The 17347-nt window shown below is 65.3% G+C and carries 14 protein-coding genes; 5 read left to right on the forward strand and 9 right to left on the reverse strand.

Annotation, left to right across the window (positions count from 1 at the left end; genetic code table 11):
- The first annotated feature begins 9 nt into the window (after positions 1-9).
- Positions 10-483, forward strand: coding sequence for a cupin domain-containing protein (locus tag G3574_RS11180; RefSeq protein ID WP_163963051.1), 474 nt, complete (start codon positions 10-12; stop codon positions 481-483).
- A 67-nt stretch (positions 484-550) separates the two neighbouring features.
- Here G3574_RS11180 and G3574_RS11185 read toward each other — a convergent pair whose 3' ends face one another.
- The 4 genes from G3574_RS11185 to pgi form a co-directional block, all read right to left on the reverse strand.
- The gene (locus G3574_RS11185) at positions 551-823 is read right to left on the reverse strand and encodes a KTSC domain-containing protein (RefSeq protein WP_163963053.1); all 273 of its coding nucleotides are present in this window, start codon (positions 821-823) and stop codon (positions 551-553) included.
- A gap of 35 nt (positions 824-858) precedes the next feature.
- A complete protein-coding gene (locus tag G3574_RS11190; RefSeq protein ID WP_163963055.1) occupies positions 859-1728 on the reverse strand; it encodes an SIS domain-containing protein in 870 nt (289 codons plus the stop codon).
- 21 nt (positions 1729-1749) lie between these two features.
- Entirely contained in the window at positions 1750-3228 is a 1479-nt protein-coding gene (gene zwf / locus G3574_RS11195; protein WP_163963057.1) for a glucose-6-phosphate dehydrogenase, read from the reverse strand.
- A 111-nt stretch (positions 3229-3339) separates the two neighbouring features.
- Positions 3340-4989 carry a glucose-6-phosphate isomerase gene (gene pgi / locus G3574_RS11200; protein ID WP_163963368.1) on the reverse strand — a complete coding sequence of 550 codons (1650 nt, stop codon included), beginning with the start codon at positions 4987-4989 and terminating at the stop codon, positions 3340-3342.
- Positions 4990-5263: 274 nt separating this feature from the next.
- Here pgi and edd point away from each other — a divergent pair, with 274 nt between their 5' ends.
- Together edd and G3574_RS11210 are read left to right on the forward strand one after the other, a co-directional pair.
- On the forward strand, positions 5264-7174 hold the full coding sequence (edd, locus tag G3574_RS11205) for a phosphogluconate dehydratase (protein WP_163963059.1): 1911 nt from the start codon (positions 5264-5266) through the stop codon (positions 7172-7174).
- 40 nt (positions 7175-7214) lie between these two features.
- A complete protein-coding gene (locus G3574_RS11210) occupies positions 7215-7838 on the forward strand; it encodes a bifunctional 4-hydroxy-2-oxoglutarate aldolase/2-dehydro-3-deoxy-phosphogluconate aldolase (RefSeq protein WP_163963061.1) in 624 nt (207 codons plus the stop codon).
- Between the two features lie 539 nt (positions 7839-8377).
- On the opposite strand, the gene G3574_RS11215 is transcribed toward G3574_RS11210, so the two are convergent.
- The 3 genes from G3574_RS11215 to G3574_RS11225 are packed head-to-tail and all read right to left on the reverse strand — an operon-like array spanning position 8378 to position 10390.
- Positions 8378-9412, reverse strand: coding sequence for a sensor domain-containing diguanylate cyclase (locus G3574_RS11215; RefSeq protein WP_163963063.1), 1035 nt, complete (start codon positions 9410-9412; stop codon positions 8378-8380).
- A 1-nt stretch (position 9413) separates the two neighbouring features.
- A complete protein-coding gene (locus G3574_RS11220; protein WP_163963066.1) occupies positions 9414-10028 on the reverse strand; it encodes a chemotaxis protein CheC in 615 nt (204 codons plus the stop codon).
- Between the two features lie 2 nt (positions 10029-10030).
- Positions 10031-10390, reverse strand: coding sequence for a response regulator transcription factor (locus G3574_RS11225; protein WP_163963067.1), 360 nt, complete (start codon positions 10388-10390; stop codon positions 10031-10033).
- Positions 10391-10566: 176 nt separating this feature from the next.
- Between G3574_RS11225 and rpiA the strand changes: the two genes are divergently transcribed.
- A complete protein-coding gene (gene rpiA / locus G3574_RS11230; RefSeq protein WP_163963069.1) occupies positions 10567-11238 on the forward strand; it encodes a ribose-5-phosphate isomerase RpiA in 672 nt (223 codons plus the stop codon).
- A 52-nt stretch (positions 11239-11290) separates the two neighbouring features.
- Here the strand turns inward: rpiA and G3574_RS11235 are convergent, their stop codons facing one another.
- The gene (locus tag G3574_RS11235; RefSeq protein ID WP_163963071.1) at positions 11291-11563 is read right to left on the reverse strand and encodes an oxidative damage protection protein; all 273 of its coding nucleotides are present in this window, start codon (positions 11561-11563) and stop codon (positions 11291-11293) included.
- Positions 11564-11598: 35 nt separating this feature from the next.
- Positions 11599-12909 (reverse strand): amino-acid N-acetyltransferase, encoded by a 1311-nt coding sequence (gene argA, locus G3574_RS11240; RefSeq protein WP_163963073.1) that lies wholly within the window; start codon positions 12907-12909, stop codon positions 11599-11601.
- A gap of 182 nt (positions 12910-13091) precedes the next feature.
- On the opposite strand from argA, the gene hrpA reads away from it, so the two are divergent.
- A complete protein-coding gene (hrpA, locus tag G3574_RS11245) occupies positions 13092-17033 on the forward strand; it encodes an ATP-dependent RNA helicase HrpA (RefSeq protein WP_163963075.1) in 3942 nt (1313 codons plus the stop codon).
- The last annotated feature ends 314 nt before the right edge of the window (positions 17034-17347 follow it).

Below are 17347 nucleotides of genomic sequence, written 5' to 3' on the forward strand. Positions count from 1 at the left end.
GTGCCAGCCATGGAAAACGTGCCAAAGACCGACAATCCCAGCCCATCCGCGCCAGGCGTGCAGGCGGTGCGGCCCGACCAGGAAATCATGACCCGGCAGCGCCTGCCTTACTTCGTCGGCATCTCCGGCAACACGGTGCAGGCCACTGGACTGTCGATGCACCTCGTGGTGATCCCGCCCGGAGCGCGTGCCGACCCGCACGTGCACCTCGGCTACGAGACCGGGATCTACGTGCTGGAAGGCACGGTCTGCACCCGCTGGGGAAATGCGCTGGAGCATGAAGTCGTCAGCCGCGCGGGGGAGTTTTTGTTCATTCCGCCAGGCGTGCCGCATGAGGCGATCAACCTCAGCGCCGAGTCGCCCGCGCGGGCGGTGGTGGCGAGGAATCATCCGGCGGAACAGGATATGGTGGTGCCGTATGTGGCGGGTGGGGTGGAGGTTCTTCGGACAACGGAAACGGGATCCCCGCCTTCGCGGGGATGACGGAGGGCGTCACGGAGGACGAAGCTTGGTGCGGTCGACAAGCCTCGCGTGATCAACCGCAAATCAACTAATCCCCCTCCGTCCCCTTGAACAAGTCATCAAGCCCGCTCGGCTTCCCCTGCGGCTTGACCCGCCCCTTGCGTCCGGCGAACTCTTCCTCGATATTGTCCCGGTAAAAACTCCACGCCGCGCCGGAGGTGGAGAATCGCCGCCACAGCTCGTTCCCCACCCCGGTATGGTCGATCGCCGTACCATCGTCGAACTCCACCCGCAGCACGCGTTCGCGCGCATCGTAGCCGATGGCGCGCAGCTTGCCGGCATTGATCTTCTTCATTTCCATGGCGGGTTCCTTTCTGCGTCGGGACAGCGGGAAAGTCAGGCCTTCGGCGGGTGCCGGAAGTAAGAGTCGAGCTGCAGGTCGTACTTCTGCAAGGCCTTCTGCGCATTCTGCATCTTCTTGCGGAATTCGGGTCCGCGCTTGAGGGCGAGGCCGACCGCGAGGATGTCGATTACCACGAGGTGGGCGAGGCGGGCCGAGATCGGCGTGTACGGGTCGATGTTGAAGCTGAGGTCGATCGGCACCAGCACCGTCGCGAGTTCGGCCAGCGGCGTGCCGCTGGGGGTGAGCGCGACCACGTCGGCGCCGGCCTTGCGCGCGAGCTGCACGCTGCGCAGCAGGGCGGCGCTGTTGCCGCGCTGGGAAATGGCCACCACCACGTCGCCCTTGTGCAAGAGCGAGGCGGAGATGCTGTGGATGTGCGGATCGGCGTAGGCCACGGTCGGCACGCCGGAGCGAAAGAACTTGTGCTGGGCGTCGGAGGCGACGATGCCGGAGCTGCCCTGGCCGTAGAACTCGATCTTGTTGGCACGCGCCAGCAGGTCGAGCGCCTGCTCGATCGCCGCGGGCTTGAGGTTGTTGCGCAGGTCGAGCAGGGTATTGATGGAGCGGCTGCAGATCTTGTTGACGAGGTCGGCGGCGAGGTCGTCGGGCAGCGGCGCCTCGTCGCCGGGCGGCAGGGCGAGCGCCAGGCCCTGCGCCAGCTTGAGCTTGAACTCGTGCCATCCGTCATAGCCAAGCGCCCGGCAGAAGCGCACCACCGTCGGTTCGGACACCTGCGCATTCTTCGCGAGCGCGGTGATGTTGCCCGATACCGCGAGGTCGGGATTCTTGAGCACGGTGATGGCGACCTTCTTCTCGGACTTCGAGAGGGTATCGAGCTGGGTGCGGATCGAGTCGAGCAGCATGGCTGGCCAGTGGCGCGGCGGTTACAGGTCGGGCAGCGATTCCTCGCGCCATTGCAGGCCGTCGCGGCCGATCAGGGCGCTTGCCGCCGCCGGGCCCCAGGTTCCCGCGGTGTACGGCAAGGGATCGTCGCCTTCCTGTTCCCAATGGTCGAGGATGGGTTCGACCCATTCCCACGCGGCTTCGAGTTCATCGCTGCGCATGAACAGCGTGAGCTGGCCGCGCAGGACGTCGAGCAGCAGGCGCTCGTAGGCGTCCATGCGCGGCATCTTGAAGGTTTCGCGGAAGTCGAGTTCGAGCTCGACCGGCCGCAGGCGCATCCCGTCGCCAGGCGTCTTCGCCATCAGGTTGAGCTGCAGGCCTTCGTCGGGCTGCAGCCGGATGATCAGCGAGTTCGGCTGGAAGCTGCTGTTGTGCTGGGCAAAGATGGAGTGCGGAATGCCCTTGAAGCGCACCACGATCTCCGCAAGCTGGTCGGCCATGCGCTTGCCGGTGCGAAGGTAGAAGGGCACGCCGGCCCAGCGCCAGGTCTCGATCTCGGCCTTGATGGCGACGAAGGTTTCGGTGCGCGAGTTCTGGTTGGCGTTCGGTTCCTTGCGATAGCCGGGCACCGCGATGCCGTTCACATGGCCGGAGCGGTACTGGCCGCGCACGATGTTCTGCGTCAGCAACTGCGGCGTGAAGCGCTTGAGCGAACGCAGGACCTTGAGCTTCTCGTCGCGGACCGCGTTCGGCGTGGCGGAGGTGGGCGGCTCCATCGCGACGATGCACAGCAATTGCAGCAGGTGGTTCTGCAGCATGTCGCGCAGCGCGCCCGAGGTGTCGTAGTAGCCGATGCGGTTGCCCACGCCCAGCGATTCGGCGATGGTGATCTGCACGTCGGAAATCCATTCCCGGCGCCACAGCGGCTCGAACAGCACGTTGCCGAAGCGCAGCGCCAGCAGGTTCTGCACGGTTTCCTTGCCGAGGTAATGGTCGATGCGGAAGATCTGCGATTCCTCGAACACCCGGCCGACTTCCGCGTTGATCTGGCGCGCGCTGGCGAGGTCGCGGCCGAGCGGCTTCTCGAGGACCACGCGCGAGGTCGGCGTCGCGAGGCCGCTCGCCGCGAGGTGCTGGCAGATGTGCGAGAACAGGCTGGGCGGCGTGGCGAGGTAGAACACGCGGGTGACACGGGCATCCGGGCCGTCCGGCCGCAGGGCCTTGGCCAGCGCCTCGTAGCTGTCGGCATGCATGGCGTCGAGCATCACGTAGACCAGCTTGTCGCAGAAGCGCTGCCAGGCAGGCGCATCGACGCTGCCCGTCACGTGCGGACGGGCGTTGTCGTCGATTTCCTTGAGGAAGGCTTCGCGGTTCCATTCGTGCCGGCCGACGCAAATGATGCGGGCGGTGGCGGGCAGGTCGTTGCAGCGTTCGCGGTTGAACAGCGCCGGCAGCAGCTTGCGCATCGACAAGTCACCACCGCCGCCGAACAGCACGAGGTCGAAATCAGTAAGAGCCATGATAGGGTTGGTCCGTCATCAAAAGGTCGCCCAGGGTGCGATGTTACTGCGTCTTGCCCTTCTGGGAGGGCTGCCGCCGTGTTTTCCTTGTGTTTCCTTGCCTTGCCTCGTTCAGCGCACGCCGGCGGCGCGTGCCCGCGCGATCAGCGCGTTCGTCGAGCAGTCATGCATGCCGGGCTTCGCCTCGCCGCCCAGCTCGGCCTCGATGTTCCTGGCCAGCACCTTGCCGAGTTCCACGCCCCACTGGTCGAAGCTGTTGATGTCCCAGATGGTGCCTTGCACGAAGACCTTGTGCTCGTAGAGCGCGATGAGCGCGCCGAGGGTGGCGGGCGTCAGCGCATCGAACACGATCATGTTGCTCGGCCGGTTGCCGGGGAAGGTGCGGTGCGGCACCAGCGCCTCGATCTCGTTGCTGCCCAGCTTCTGCGCCTGCAGTTCGGCGCGCACCTCGTCGGCGGTCTTGCCTTTCATGAAGGCTTCGGCCTGCGCGAAGCAGTTCGCGAGCAGCACCAGATGATGACCTTCGAGACCATGCGCCGGTTTCAGCGCAGCGATGAAATCGACCGGCGTGACGTCCGTGCCCTGGTGCAAGAGCTGGAAATAGGCATGCTGGCCATTGGTGCCGACGTCCCCCCAGACGATGGGTCCGGTCTGTACGCCGGCGGGCTCGCCGCCGCGGGTGACGCGCTTGCCGTTGCTCTCCATGTCGAGCTGCTGCAGATAGACCGCGAACTGGCTCAGGTCCTGGTGATAAGGCGCGATCGATATCGACGGGCAGGCCAGGAAATTGCGGTACCAGACGCCGAGCATGCCCAGCAGCACCGGCAGGTTGCGCTCGAGCGGCGCGCCGCGGAAATGTTCATCCATGGCATGCGCGCCGGCGAGGAATTCCGAGAAGCGGTCGAAGCCCACTGCCAGCGCCACCGGCAAGCCGATGGCCGACCACACGGAGTAGCGTCCGCCCACCCAGTCCCAGAACGGGAACATGTTGGCGGTATCGATGCCAAACGCCGCGACGGCATCGGCATTGGTCGATACCGCGACGAAATGTTGCGCCAGCGCGCTTTCCGGCCCGTGGCGCAGGAACCAGCTGCGCGCCGTGCCGGCGTTGAGCATGGTCTCGCGCGTCGTGAAGGTCTTGGAGGCAACGATGAACAGGGTGGTGGCGGGGTCGAGCCTGGCCAGCACGGCATCCATGTCGTGGCCGTCCACGTTCGAGACGAAGTGCATGGAGAGGCGCGGATGCACGAAGGGGCGCAGCGCCCGGCAGACCATCTCGGGACCGAGGTCCGAGCCGCCGATGCCGATGTTGACGATATCGGTGATCGCCGCGCCGCCATGCCCGCGCCATGCGCCGGAGCGCACGCGCTCGGTGAAGGCCGCCATCCGCTCCAGCACCGCATGAACCTCTTTGACCACATCCTGTCCATCTACGATCAGCGAGCGGCCGCGCGGCAGGCGCAGGGCGGTGTGCAGGACGGCACGATGCTCGGTGTTGTTGATCTTTTCCCCCGCGAACATGGCATCGCGCCGCGCTTCCAGCTGTCGGTCCCGGGCCAGCGCCATCAGCAGGCCGAGCGTGGCGTCGCCGATCCGGTTCTTCGAGTAATCCAGCAGCAGGCCGGCGGCTTCGGCGGAGAAGCGGGCGCAGCGGCCGTCATCGGCCTCGAAAAGTTCGCGCATGTGCCACTTGCTGGCTTCGGCAGCGTGCGCTTCGAGGGCGCGGTAGGCGGACGACGCGGTCAGGGCAGGCAGGCACATCATGTCGAGATTGCTCCGGAGAAAATGGTTGGAACTGCCAATTGCAGAACTATACATCAATTTTCGGTAAATTCACTACATCGAATTCGCTGCCATCTGCATCGGTTTGCGCTTGCTCATGGCCTATGCCTTTCGGCTCTTGACAAGGGCGGCGGCATCCGTCCCGGCTACCGCTCCGGCGGCAAGCGAGGTGCGCCGGAACGGTGCATGGCGATGCGCGCGCTTCGTCAAATTATGTAGTAAAATTTCATAAATTCCTCACCAGAAAACCATCATGCCCATTCATCGCACCCTCCAGGCCGTCACAACGCGCATCGTGGAACGCAGCCGTCCCTACCGCTCCGCCTACCTCGCGCGCATCGAGGCCGCGCGCAGCAATGGCGTGCATCGCGGCGCGCTGGCCTGCACCAACCTCGCGCACGGTTTCGCCGCCTTTCCGCAGAACGACAAGCTGCTGCTCAAGCAATTGCGCAGCCCGTCCGTCGCCATCGTGTCCGCCTACAACGACATGTTGTCGGCGCATCAGCCCTTCGAGCGCTTCCCCGCCATCATCAAGGATGCGGTGCGCGCGGCGGGCGGCGTGGCGCAGTTCGCGGGCGGCGTGCCCGCCATGTGCGACGGCGTGACGCAGGGCCAGCCCGGCATGGAGCTGTCGCTCTTCTCGCGCGACACCATCGCCATGGCCACTGCGGTCGCGCTCTCGCACAACATGTTCGATGCGGCGGTGTATCTCGGCGTATGCGACAAGATCGTGCCCGGACTCCTGATCGGCGCGCTGCATTTCGGCCATCTGCCGGCGGTGTTCATCCCCGCCGGTCCCATGACCACCGGCATCGCCAATGCCGAAAAGGCGCGGATCCGCCAGCTCTATGCCCAGGGCAAGGTCGGGCGGGACGAACTGCTGGAATCGGAATCGGGGTCGTATCACGGCGCCGGCACCTGCACCTTCTACGGCACCGCCAACAGCAACCAGATGCTGATGGAAGTGATGGGACTGCACCTGCCGGGTGCCGCCTTCGTCACCCCCAACACCCCGCTGCGCGACGCGCTCACCGCCGCCGGCGCGCAGCGCGCGGTCGAGATGACCGAGATGAACGGCAACTACCTCCCCATCGGCAAGGTGGTCGACGAAAAAGCCATCGTCAACGCCATCGTCGCCTTGCTCGGCACCGGCGGCTCCACCAACCATACGCTGCACCTCGTGGCCATGGCGCGCGCCGCCGGCATCGTCATCGACTGGAACGACTTCCACGAACTGTCGGCCGTCGTGCCGCTGCTGACGCGCATCTATCCGAACGGCGATGCGGACGTCAACCACTTCCATGCCGCCGGCGGCGTCGGCTTCGTGATCCGCGAACTGCTCGGCGCCGGCCTGCTGCACGAGGACGTCACCACCGTCCTCGGCCAGGGCCTGCATTCGCATTGCACCGAGCCTTTCCTGAACGGCGACAAGGTGGTCTGGCGTCCCGTGGCGGAAGCGTCCAGCGACGTCGCGGTGCTGCGCCCCGCGAGCGATCCCTTCTCGCCGGATGGCGGCCTGCGCCTCCTCACCGGCAACCTCGGCCGCGCGGTGATCAAGGTGTCGGCGGTGAAGCCGCAGCATCGCGTGGTCGAAGCGCCGGCCATCGTGTTCAACTCGCAGGAAGACTTCATGACGGCCTACAAGGCCGGCCGGCTCGACCGCGATTTCATCGCCGTGGTGCGCTTCCAGGGACCGCGCGCCAACGGCATGCCGGAACTGCACGCCCTCACGCCGGCGCTGGCCAATTTGCAGGATGCCGGCCGGCGCGTCGCGCTCGTGACCGACGGCCGCATGTCGGGCGCTTCCGGCAAGGTGCCCGCCGCCATCCACGTCTCGCCCGAGGTGCTGGCCGACGGCCCGCTCGGCAAGGTACGAGACGGCGACCTGATCCGCCTCGATGCCGATGCCGGCGTGCTGCAGGCGCAGGTGCCGGACGCCGAGTGGAACGTGCGCTCCCTCGCCATCGCCGATCTCTCGGCGAACCAGGTCGGCATGGGACGCGAACTGTTCGGCGTGTTCCGCAAGTCCATCGGCGAAGCGGAGCAGGGCGCCGCCACCTTCGACCTGCCGCCGCCGTTGCACCTGCCGCAGGAAAACGACAATCCGCTCGCGGTGCCCGAGGGGCAATCGTTCTCCGACGAAGACCACCTCATCGCCCGCTGATCATCCGTTCAACCGCATACCTTCGATACGAAAGCCCGACATGACCCTGCTCGACATCATGCATGCCTCGCCGGTGATCCCGGTCATCGCCATCGACCGCCTCGAGGACGCCGTGCCGCTCGCCAAGGCGCTGGTCGCAGGCGGCATCCGCGTGCTGGAAGTGACCCTGCGCACGGCCCATGGCTTGCCGGCGATCCGCGCGATCGCCGAACAGGTGCCCGGCGCCATCGTCGGCGTCGGCACCCTGACCCAGCCCGAGGAATTCACTGCCGCCCGCGACGCCGGCGCGGTGTTCGGCGTTTCCCCCGGCCTGACGCCGGCCTTGATCGACGCGGCCAGGAAGAGCGGCCTGCCGCTGCTGCCGGGCGTGATGACGCCCTCCGAAGTGATGGGGGCGCGGGAGCACGGGTTCAGGCAGCTCAAGCTTTTTCCGGCGGTGCCCGCGGGCGGCGTCGGCATGCTCAATGCCATCGCCGGGCCGCTGGGGGATGTGATGTTTTGTCCTACCGGAGGGATTTCCCAGGAGACGGCGGGGCGGTTTTTGGCTTGCAAGAATGTGGCTTGCGTGGGGGGATCCTGGCTGACGCCGAAGGAGGCGTTGGCGGCGGGGGACTGGGGGACGGTCGAGGAGCTGGCGCGGGCGGCGGCGGGGTTGAGGGGGTAGGGGAGGGAACACAGCGGAGGGCGCTTGAAAGGACGGTGGTGCTCATTCGTCTGCGGCACCGTGCTCCCCGTCGTCGGGACAAACTCGAGCCATGCCGATGCGGCAGCAGGTCGAGTCATCGAATGCCTTTCAGGTGTGTACTACCGCGGAGAACGGCATCCCCTCAACCCATCGAACAAGGTCATCCGAAGTAACTCCCACATGGGTGTTGAAGCAGATTTCTTTGGGTACTTTCTTTATCTGCTGATAAAGAAAGTACCTGGGCCGCCGGGACCAGTCCCGGCAAGTACCCACGGAGTGGGATCCGCAACCGGTTCACCGGAGAGAAACCGAAACAGAAAACCGAAATGGGAGTTCACGATCCGCCTTGCAAGGCAGATCGGTTACGCAGGCGCAAGGCAGTGCCTTGCGAAACCCCTGCTTCACCCCCGCCTGCGCAGGGATGACAGCGGTAGGCGCGGGAATGACTGCTCGTTGTGCGGATGATCCAGGATGGCGCGAGCGACAGATTGAGCCTTAAATGGCTCCCTTTGCCAAACTTACCCCTCCAAAACGCCCCCATCCCCCCCAAGCTTCCTCTCCCCCGCAACAACCACGCAATTCCGTCCCGATCGCTTCGCCTGATACAGCGCCCGATCCGCCGCATGCACCAAACTCCCAGTCTTGGCAAGCTGCTCCGGCACCATGGTCGCCACACCGAGGCTAACCGTCACGTGCGGCGCGACGTTGGAGTAGGCATGCGCAAGCGCCATCGCTTCGACTTCGATTCGCATCGCCTCGGCGACGAGCAGGGCGCCGTCCGCGTTGGTATCAGGAAGGATGACGGCAAACTCTTCGCCCCCGTAGCGCGCCACGAGGTCGCGCGAGCGGTGCAGCACGCTGCCCAGTCCGGTGGCGAGTCGCAGCAGGCAGTCATCCCCCCGCTGGTGGCCGTAGTTGTCGTTGTAAGGCTTGAAGGAATCGACGTCGATCATGATGAGCGAGATCGGCGTGGCGCTTCGCTTCGCGCGGCGGAATTCGTCTTCCAGGTGCAGGTCGAAGCGGCGGCGGTTGGCGATGCCGGTAAGGCCGTCGACGAAGGTTTGCGATTCGAGTTCGACCGCCATCTCGCGCAGCTTGCGTTCGCGCGCCACCGCCATGCTGACGTCGCTGATCTGCACCAGGCAATGGCGCGCGGCGCCGGGGACGTCGAGCGGCATGACGTGCACCGCTTGCTGCATGCGGGTGCCGGTGGCGAGATCTGCCGGCGTGTTGTAGAGCGGGAAGGGCGCCTTGTTGAGGGTTTGCGAGATGAGCGAGGCGAAGTTGTTGACCAGCGACTCGCCGATGGCGATGTGCGTGCGGCCATTGACCATGTCCGGAAAGACCGCGGCGAACGGCTTGCCGACGACGGATGCCGCCTTGAGCCCGGAATGCTGCTCCACCCAATTGTTCCAGAGCACGATGCGCTGTTCGCCGTCGAACACGATGAGTCCGGTGCGCACGGCCTTGAAGACGCCTTGCAGCAGGTCGAGCGGGTTGACGGACGCGGCGGCGCCGGAAACGCTGTCGGCAGAAACGGTCGCGGCTTCCATGTCAGCAGGTCAGCCTGGACAGGTAGTCGTCGATGTAGGCGCGCAGGTCCTGCAGCGCCGGCACGTCGAGCAGGAAGGCGACGTAGCCGTGGATCATGTGGCGTTCGATGTTGAAGTCGATCTTCAGGGTGAGCACCACGCCGTCCCACTCCTTGCCGGCGTCGCCGAGGATGTCGTTGCCGGTGCCGACGCGGTAGATGGGTAGCGAGCCGTGGAGTTCGCGGCCGGAGGCGTTTGCCAGCGTCGCCATGCAGGAGTTCAGGATGATGTTCCCGATCTCGCTCATGGCTTCCTGCTCCATCTCGCTCAGTTCCTCCATGGACAGGCTCTGCCCGACCATCAGCCGGACGATCTCCAGGCTTTTCTCTTCGGGGAACATCAGGAAGGCTTCGGTGTTGAAGGCGCCCTGGAACTGCTGGGCCACCGCGCAGATGCGGCGGCCTTCCGCGCTGCCCAGCGTCTGCGCCACTTCCACCCGCTTCTGGATCATCACCATCGGCACCGACATCGTGACTTCCTCGTTCACGATGCGGCTCATCGCAGCCGCCGCCTGCCCGACCCCGAGGTTGAAGATTTCAACCAGGGCATCGTGCTGGAGTTCGGTCAGGTGGAACATCGTCAGCCCTTGAACGTGGCGATGATCTGGTCGATGCGCGCTTCGGTCACCGGCTTTTCGGCGAAATGGATGCCGAGGGTGATGGCGCGTTCCCGGGTGGCGTCCTGCACGTTGGCGGTCAGGAGGGTGACGTGCGCTTTCGGGCAGGTGGCGCGGATCTTTTCGGCTGCGGCGAATCCGCCCATGCCGGGCATGTTGACGTCGAGAAGCACCAGGTCGGGGGTTACGGTGGCGAGCTTCTCCACTGCTTCCTCGCCGCTGGCGGCTTCGGCGATCGCCCATTCCGGGTGCTTGTTGAGGATGAACTGCTTGGATAGCATCCGTGATACCCGGCTGTCGTCAACGACTAATACAGTGGTCATGTCTACGGTACTCAATGTTGCGCTACACAAAAACTTCGCGGATTATTAATTCCTGATGGCAAGTCTACCACCGACCTGCCCGGTGTCGCCGGCCGCGTGAGAAAAAAGTCATCGGCCGCAACGTTTCCCTGCAAGGCATCCCGTAAAATACCGGTTTCCTTTCATTGCACTGCATCATGACCCAGGACGAGCTTAAGCAAGCGGTCGCGCGCGCGGCCATCGAATACGTTCCCGAAGGCGAGATCATCGGCGTCGGCACCGGCTCCACGGCCAACTACTTCATCGACGAACTCGGCAAGATCAAGGACCGCATCAAGGGCGCGGTCGCCTCGTCCGAGGCCACGGCGGCGCGCCTCGCATCGCACGGCATCCCGGTCCTCGACCTGAACGACGTCGAGGGCATGTCGGTCTACATCGACGGCGCCGACGAAATCACGCCCCAGGGCGCGATGATCAAGGGCGGCGGCGCGGCCCTGACCCGGGAAAAGATCGTGGCGTCGGTGGCGAAGCGCTTCATCTGCATCGCCGACGGCTCCAAGCTGGTGGATGTACTCGGCAAGTTTCCCCTGCCGGTGGAAGTGATCCCGATGGCGCAGGCGGCGGTGGCGCGCAGGCTGGCCGCCCTCGGCTGCGAAGCGCGGCTCCGTCTCAAGGACGGCAAGCCGCTGCTGACCGACAATGGCTGCATGATCCTCGACCTCGTCGGCCTGCGGATCGAAAAGCCGGCGGAACTGGAGAAGCAGATCAATGACATTCCCGGCGTGGTGACCGTGGGACTGTTCGCCATCGGCGGCGCGAACGTCGCGCTGCTGGGAACGGAAGAAGGCGTGAAGACGCTGACGTTCTGAGCCGCTGCCTGCCTTGAGCATCCCCGCCGGGCGGCGGGGACCGCAAACGGGTTTACTCGCTCGGCGGCACGTAGCCCGCCGCAGCATCGGCGCCTTCGCCGAAGAAATGCCTTTCCATCTGCGTCGCCAGGTACTTGCGTGCGCGCGCATCGGCCAGGTTCAGGCGGTTTTCATTGACCAGCATGGTCTGGTGCTTGAGCCAGCCGGCCCAGGCTTCCTTCGACACGCTTTCATAGATGCGCTTGCCCAGTTCGCCGGGATAGGGCGGGAAGTCCAGGCCTTCGGCTTCCTTGTTGAGTTTGATGCAGTGGACCGTGCGGGCCATGAGGTTGCTCCTTGTTGCGAGAAATGAGGGGGGAATCAGAGCTGTTTGATCAGCACTTGGGACTTTCGTTGCCAGTTGTACATGTGCTGCCTGTCCTTCGGCAAGGCGTCCACGCTGGCATGCACGAAGCCGCGCTTGAGGAACCAGTGGGCGGTGCGGGTGGTAAGCACGAACAGCTTGTCGAACCCGGCGGCGCGCGCCCGGTTTTCCATGTGCTTGAGGATGCGCTCGCCGTCACCCTGGCTCTGGACTTCCGGATTGACGGTGAGGCAAGCCATTTCGGCCATCTTTTCCGCCGGGAAGGGGTAGAGCGCCGCGCAGCCGAAGATGACGCCGTCGTGCTCGATGACGGAGAAATACTCGATCTCGCGCTCGATGAGTTCGCGGCCGCGCTTGACCAGCGTGCCGTCCGCTTCCAGCGGTTCGATCAGCTTGAGGATGCCGCCGACGTCCTCAATGGTCGCTTCGCGCAGGGTCTCGAGGTTCTCGGTGCTGATCATCGTGCCCACGCCGTCGTGGGTAAAGATTTCAAGCAGGGCGGCACCGTCCAGGTTGTGAGGCACCATGTGCACGCGGGGCACGCCGGCGCGCGTTGCCTTCACGCAATGCTGGAGATAGAACGCGATGTCGGCCGGCAGGTTGCCATGGTGCAGCAGGATGTCCGCCTGGTGGGCGGTGAGTTCGCGCACCTCGTAGCCCTGGCTGTCCGAGAGCAGCGGCGTTTCGGTGATGAAGATCAGCTTGTCGGCGCGCAGCGCGGTGGCGGCGGAAACCGCCACGTCTTCCATGGTCAGGTTGAAGGCTTCGCCCGTCGGGGAGAAACCGAGGGGCGACAGCAGGACCAGGCCGCCGGCACTTAATATCGGGTGGATGGTCTCATAGGCGATCCGGCGCGCGATGCCGGTGAATTCGAGGTCGACGCCGTCGATCACGCCGATCGGGCGGGCGGTGACGAAGTTGCCGGAGATGATGCGGATGGCGGCGTGCGCCATCGGCGTGTTCGGCAGGCCCTGGCTGAACGCGGCCTCGATGTCGAGGCGCAGCTCGCCGGCGGCTTCCTTGACGCATTCCATCGCGGCGGCATCGGTGATGCGCAGGCCGTTGTGGTAGCGGGCGCTGAGGTTGCGCAGGCCGAGCTGTTCTTCCACCTGCGGCCGCGAGCCGTGCACCAGCACCACCTTGATGCCCAGCGCGTGCAGCAGCGAGAGGTCATGCGCCAGCACCGGCAGGGCGCCGGCCCTCACCAGCTCCCCGGGAAAGGCGACCACGAAGGTCTTGCCCCGGAAGGCGTGGATGTAAGGCGCGACCGAACGCAGCCATTGTACGAATTGAATTGCATTTTCCATGTTGCGCATTATATAGCCGGAGGGGGTTCGCGCACGCCGACGCGGGCCTCAAGGCCCCTCTGTATAATTCGCGACCAAACCTTCCGATGCCGTTCGAGCAGCATTGATGCCCTCAATCCGGTCATTCCCGCCTGCGCTGGAATGACCGAGGCAGGCGACATGTCCGAACGGCATTCCAAACTATGTCAGCATCCGAACCGATCCAGAAAAATCCCAGCCGACCACGCCGACCGCGCGTCGACGGACCGCCGCCGCAGGTCGAGCGCAACCCGCTGCCTCCCATCACCTTCCCGGAAGAGCTGCCGGTCTCCGGCCGCCGCCGGGAAATCGCCGAGGCGCTGAAGAAACACCAGGTCGTGATCGTCAGCGGCGAGACCGGCTCGGGAAAGACCACCCAGCTGCCCAAGATCTGCCTCGAGCTCGGCCGCGGCCAGGCCGGCCTGATCGGCCACACCCAGCCGCGCCGCATCGCCGCGTCATCGACCGCCAAGCGCATCGCGCAGGAACTCGGGTCCCCGCTGGGCGAAAACGTCGGCTTCAAGGTCCGCTTCACCGATACGTTGTCCAGGGGCGCGTCGGTCAAGCTCATGACCGACGGCATCCTGCTGGCCGAAACGCAGACCGACCCGCTGCTGAAGCAATACGACACCATCATCATCGACGAGGCGCACGAGCGCAGCCTGAACATCGATTTCCTGCTCGGCTACCTGAAGCAGATCCTGCCGCGCCGGCCCGACCTGAAGGTCATCATCACCTCGGCGACAATCGACGCCGATCGCTTCGCCCGTCACTTCGGCAAGCCCGAGCGGCCGGCGCCGGTGATCGAGGTGTCCGGACGCCTGTATCCGGTGGAAGTGCGCTACCGCCCGGTGGAGCCGAATGACAAGGCGGAAAAGGCCGAGAAGGCCGAGGGCAAGCCCAGGAACAAGGACCAGCGCGACCTGATGGACGCGGTGGTCGATGCCGTCGACGAACTTGCCCGCATCGGTCCCGGCGACGTGCTGGTGTTCCTGCCCGGCGAACGCGAGATCCGCGATGCCGCCGAGGCGCTGCGCAAGCATCATCCGCCGCACGTGGAAATCCTGCCGCTGTTCGCCCGCCTCTCGGTGCAGGAGCAGGAGCGGGTATTCAAGACATCGAACGCGCGGCGCATCGTGCTCGCCACCAACGTCGCCGAAACCTCGCTGACCGTGCCGGGCATCCGCTACGTGGTCGATGCAGGCCTGGCGCGCGTGAAGCGCTACAGCTACCGCAACAAGGTCGAGCAATTGCAGATCGAACCGGTGGCGCAGTCCGCCGCCAACCAGCGCGCCGGCCGCTGCGGCCGGGTCGCGGCGGGCGTCTGCATCCGCCTCTACGACGAGCAGGATTTCCTGCAGCGGCCGAAGTTCACCGACCCGGAAATCCTGCGTTCCTCGCTGGCCGCGGTCATCCTGCGCATGAAGGCGCTGCGCCTGACCGACGTCGAAACCTTTCCCTTCATCGAGCCGCCGCTGGGCCGGGCCATCGCTGACGGCTACCAGCTTTTGCAGGAACTCGGCGCGGTCGACGACGCCAACCAGCTCACCGCTCTCGGCCGCCAGCTCGCCAAGCTGCCGCTCGATCCGCGCGTCGGCCGCATGATCCTCGCCGGGCGCGACAATGCCGCGCTCACCGAGGTCATGATCATCGCCGCCGCGCTGTCGGTGCAGGACCCGCGCGACCGCCCGATGGAAGCGCAGGACGCCGCCGACAACGCGCACAAGAAGTTCGCCGACGAGAAATCGGAATTCCTCAGCTACCTGAAGATCTGGAAGTGGTTCGAGGAAGCGATCGAGCACAAGAAGTCTAACAAGCAGCTCATAGAAAGCTGCCGCGCCAACTTCCTGTCGCAGCTGCGCCTGCGCGAATGGCGCGACGTGCATTCCCAGCTCCTGACGCTGGTGAAGGAGCAGGGCTGGCGCATGAATGAATCGCCGGCGACCTATGAGCAGCTGCATACCGCGCTGCTGACCGGCCTGCTGGGAAACATCGGCTACAAGGCGGAAGACGAGCCGCATTACCTCGGCGCGCGCGGCATCAAGTTCCACATCTGGCCCGGCTCCTCGCTGGCGAAGAAGGCGGGGCGCTGGATCATGGCCGCCGAACTGGTGGAAACCACGCGCCTGTACGCCCGCTGCGTGGCGCAGATCCAGCCGGAGTGGCTGGAGCGGATCGGCGGCCACCTGCTGAAGAAGTCGCATGGCGAGCCGCGCTGGGAAAAACGCGCAGGCCAGGTGGTGGCGTCCGAGCGCGCCACGCTCTACGGCCTGGTAGTGTATGCGCAGCGCCGCATCGACTACGGCAAGATCCATCCGCTGGAAGCGCGCGACATCTTCATCCGCAGCGCCCTGGTGGAAGGCGAACTCGATACCCGCGCGCCTTTCCTGGTGCACAACCAGAAGCTGGTGCGGGAAATCGAAAACCTCGAGCACAAGTCGCGCCGGCTCGACGTGCTGGTCGATGAAGAGCTGATCGCCGCCTTCTACGACAAGCTGATTCCGATGGACGTCTTCACCACCCTGTCCCTCGAGAAGTGGGTGAAGGACGCCACCGCGAAGAATCCCAAGCTGCTGCACCTCAACCGCGACGACCTCATGCGCCACGAGGCGGCGGGCGTGACCACCGACCTCTTCCCCAAGACGATGACGGTGGCCGGGGTGGCAATGCAGCTCAGCTACCACTTCGAGCCGGGCAGCCCGCGCGACGGCGTCACGCTCACCGTGCCGCTCTATGCCCTCAACCAGGTCTCCGCCGACCGCTGCGACTGGCTGGTGCCCGGCATGCTCAAGGAAAAGGTGCACATGCTGCTCAAGTCGCTGCCGCAGAAGCTGAGGCGGCATTGCGTGCCGCTGCCCGACTACGCCGCCGGCTTCTGCGACCGCGCCGACTTCGGCAAGGGGCATCTGCTCGACACGCTCATCGCCGACATCCGCGAGCAGACCGGCGTGACGGTGAAGACCACCGACTTCAAGTTCGAGACCTTGCCGACGCATCACTTCATGAACTTCAAGGTGGTGGACGAGCATGGGCGCCAGCTCGACATGGGACGCAATCTCGCCGGGCTGCAGGCGGAGTTCGGCGGCCAGGCGCGCGAGAGCTTCCAGAAGATCGCGGAGCAGGGACTGGTGACCGCCTTGATGGAAGACGGAAGCGAAGTCGAGGCCCGACCGGCGAAGCCGCAGGCGCAAGGCGCCAGGGCCGTGCAGGGAGTCGCGGCAACCCAGGCCGCGCAGGCTGCCACGCCGATGACCGCGCCGGAAAACATCACCGCGTGGAGCTTCGGCGAGCTGCCCGAGCTGCTGGAGATCCAGCAAGGCAAGCAGACCATGATCGGCTTTCCCGCGCTGGTGGACAAGGCCACGCACTGCCAGCTCGAGGTCTTCGACGATCCGGCGGAAGCCGCCCGCACGCATCACCAGGGGCTGCGCCGCCTGTTCGCCCTGCAGCTCAGGGAACAGCTCAAGTTCCTGGAAAAGAACATTCCCGGCCTGCAGCAGATGGGCATGCAGTTCATGACCCTCGGCACGCAGGAGGAATTGCGCGACCAGATCCTGCAGGTCGGAGTGGAGCGCGCCTGTATGCAGGATCCCTTGCCGAAGAATGCCGAGGAGTTCAACAAGCGCAAGGACGAAGGAAAATCGCGCCTCGGCCTGCTGGTGAACGAGATCGCCCGCCTTGCCGGGCAGATCCTCGGCGAGTACTACACCCTGCCCAAGAAGCTGCAGGGCGCCAAGGGCCACGCGCAGGCGGTGGCCGACATCCAGGCGCAGATGCAGGCATTGATCGGCAAGCGCTTCGTCGCCGACACCGACTACGTGCAGCTGCAGCATTACCCGCGCTACCTCAAGGCGATCAACATCCGCCTCGACAAGCTGCGCGCCGATCCGGCCCGCGACCAGCGGCTGATGGCGGAATGGATGCAGGTCGCCGCGCCCTGGCAGCGCGCGCAAAAGGACCGGCAAAGGAACGCCGATCCGCGGATGGTGGAATTCCGCTGGCTGCTGGAGGAATTGCGGGTCTCGCTGTTCGCGCAGGAATTGCGCACGCCGATGCCGGTGTCGGTGAAAAGGTTGCAGAAGGTGTGGGAGTCGATGCAGCGGTGATTTCTAGCCTGTCGTTCCCACCGTCGTTTGCTCCCACCGTCGTTCGCTCCCACCGTCGTTCCCTCCCCTTCAAGGGGAGGGCTAGGGTGGGGATGGGGTTCAGGCGTGATCAAAGAACAGCCTTGCCATCGCAATCGCACTCACGATATTCTTTGCTCGCGGCCGAGACCCACCCCACCCCAACCATCCCCTTGAAGGGGAGGGGCTAATCCGGCGAGGAAATAAAACGCACGAATCCGGCATTGCGCTTTCTCAACAAACCCCAGCATCGTCTTCATTTCCAGGAATCCGGCCTCCGTTTCATTGCCTAAGCG

Source organism: Noviherbaspirillum galbum (assembly GCF_010974945.1).
GTDB classification, from domain to species: Bacteria; Pseudomonadota; Gammaproteobacteria; order Burkholderiales; family Burkholderiaceae_D; genus Noviherbaspirillum; species Noviherbaspirillum galbum.

What these genes read in the sequence shown, in the direction of transcription:
- G3574_RS11180 (WP_163963051.1), top strand. Translation starts at nt 10, where the DNA reads ATGGAAAACGTGCCAAAGACCGACAATCCCAGCCCATCCGCGCCAGGC.
- G3574_RS11185 (WP_163963053.1), bottom strand. Translation starts at nt 823, where the DNA reads ATGGAAATGAAGAAGATCAATGCCGGCAAGCTGCGCGCCATCGGCTAC.
- G3574_RS11190 (WP_163963055.1), bottom strand. Translation starts at nt 1,728, where the DNA reads ATGCTGCTCGACTCGATCCGCACCCAGCTCGATACCCTCTCGAAGTCC.
- zwf (WP_163963057.1), bottom strand. Translation starts at nt 3,228, where the DNA reads ATGGCTCTTACTGATTTCGACCTCGTGCTGTTCGGCGGCGGTGGTGAC.
- pgi (WP_163963368.1), bottom strand. Translation starts at nt 4,989, where the DNA reads ATGTGCCTGCCTGCCCTGACCGCGTCGTCCGCCTACCGCGCCCTCGAA.
- edd (WP_163963059.1), top strand. Translation starts at nt 5,264, where the DNA reads ATGCCCATTCATCGCACCCTCCAGGCCGTCACAACGCGCATCGTGGAA.
- G3574_RS11210 (WP_163963061.1), top strand. Translation starts at nt 7,215, where the DNA reads ATGACCCTGCTCGACATCATGCATGCCTCGCCGGTGATCCCGGTCATC.
- G3574_RS11215 (WP_163963063.1), bottom strand. Translation starts at nt 9,412, where the DNA reads ATGGAAGCCGCGACCGTTTCTGCCGACAGCGTTTCCGGCGCCGCCGCG.
- G3574_RS11220 (WP_163963066.1), bottom strand. Translation starts at nt 10,028, where the DNA reads ATGTTCCACCTGACCGAACTCCAGCACGATGCCCTGGTTGAAATCTTC.
- G3574_RS11225 (WP_163963067.1), bottom strand. Translation starts at nt 10,390, where the DNA reads ATGACCACTGTATTAGTCGTTGACGACAGCCGGGTATCACGGATGCTA.
- rpiA (WP_163963069.1), top strand. Translation starts at nt 10,567, where the DNA reads ATGACCCAGGACGAGCTTAAGCAAGCGGTCGCGCGCGCGGCCATCGAA.
- G3574_RS11235 (WP_163963071.1), bottom strand. Translation starts at nt 11,563, where the DNA reads ATGGCCCGCACGGTCCACTGCATCAAACTCAACAAGGAAGCCGAAGGC.
- argA (WP_163963073.1), bottom strand. Translation starts at nt 12,909, where the DNA reads ATGGAAAATGCAATTCAATTCGTACAATGGCTGCGTTCGGTCGCGCCT.
- hrpA (WP_163963075.1), top strand. Translation starts at nt 13,092, where the DNA reads ATGTCAGCATCCGAACCGATCCAGAAAAATCCCAGCCGACCACGCCGA.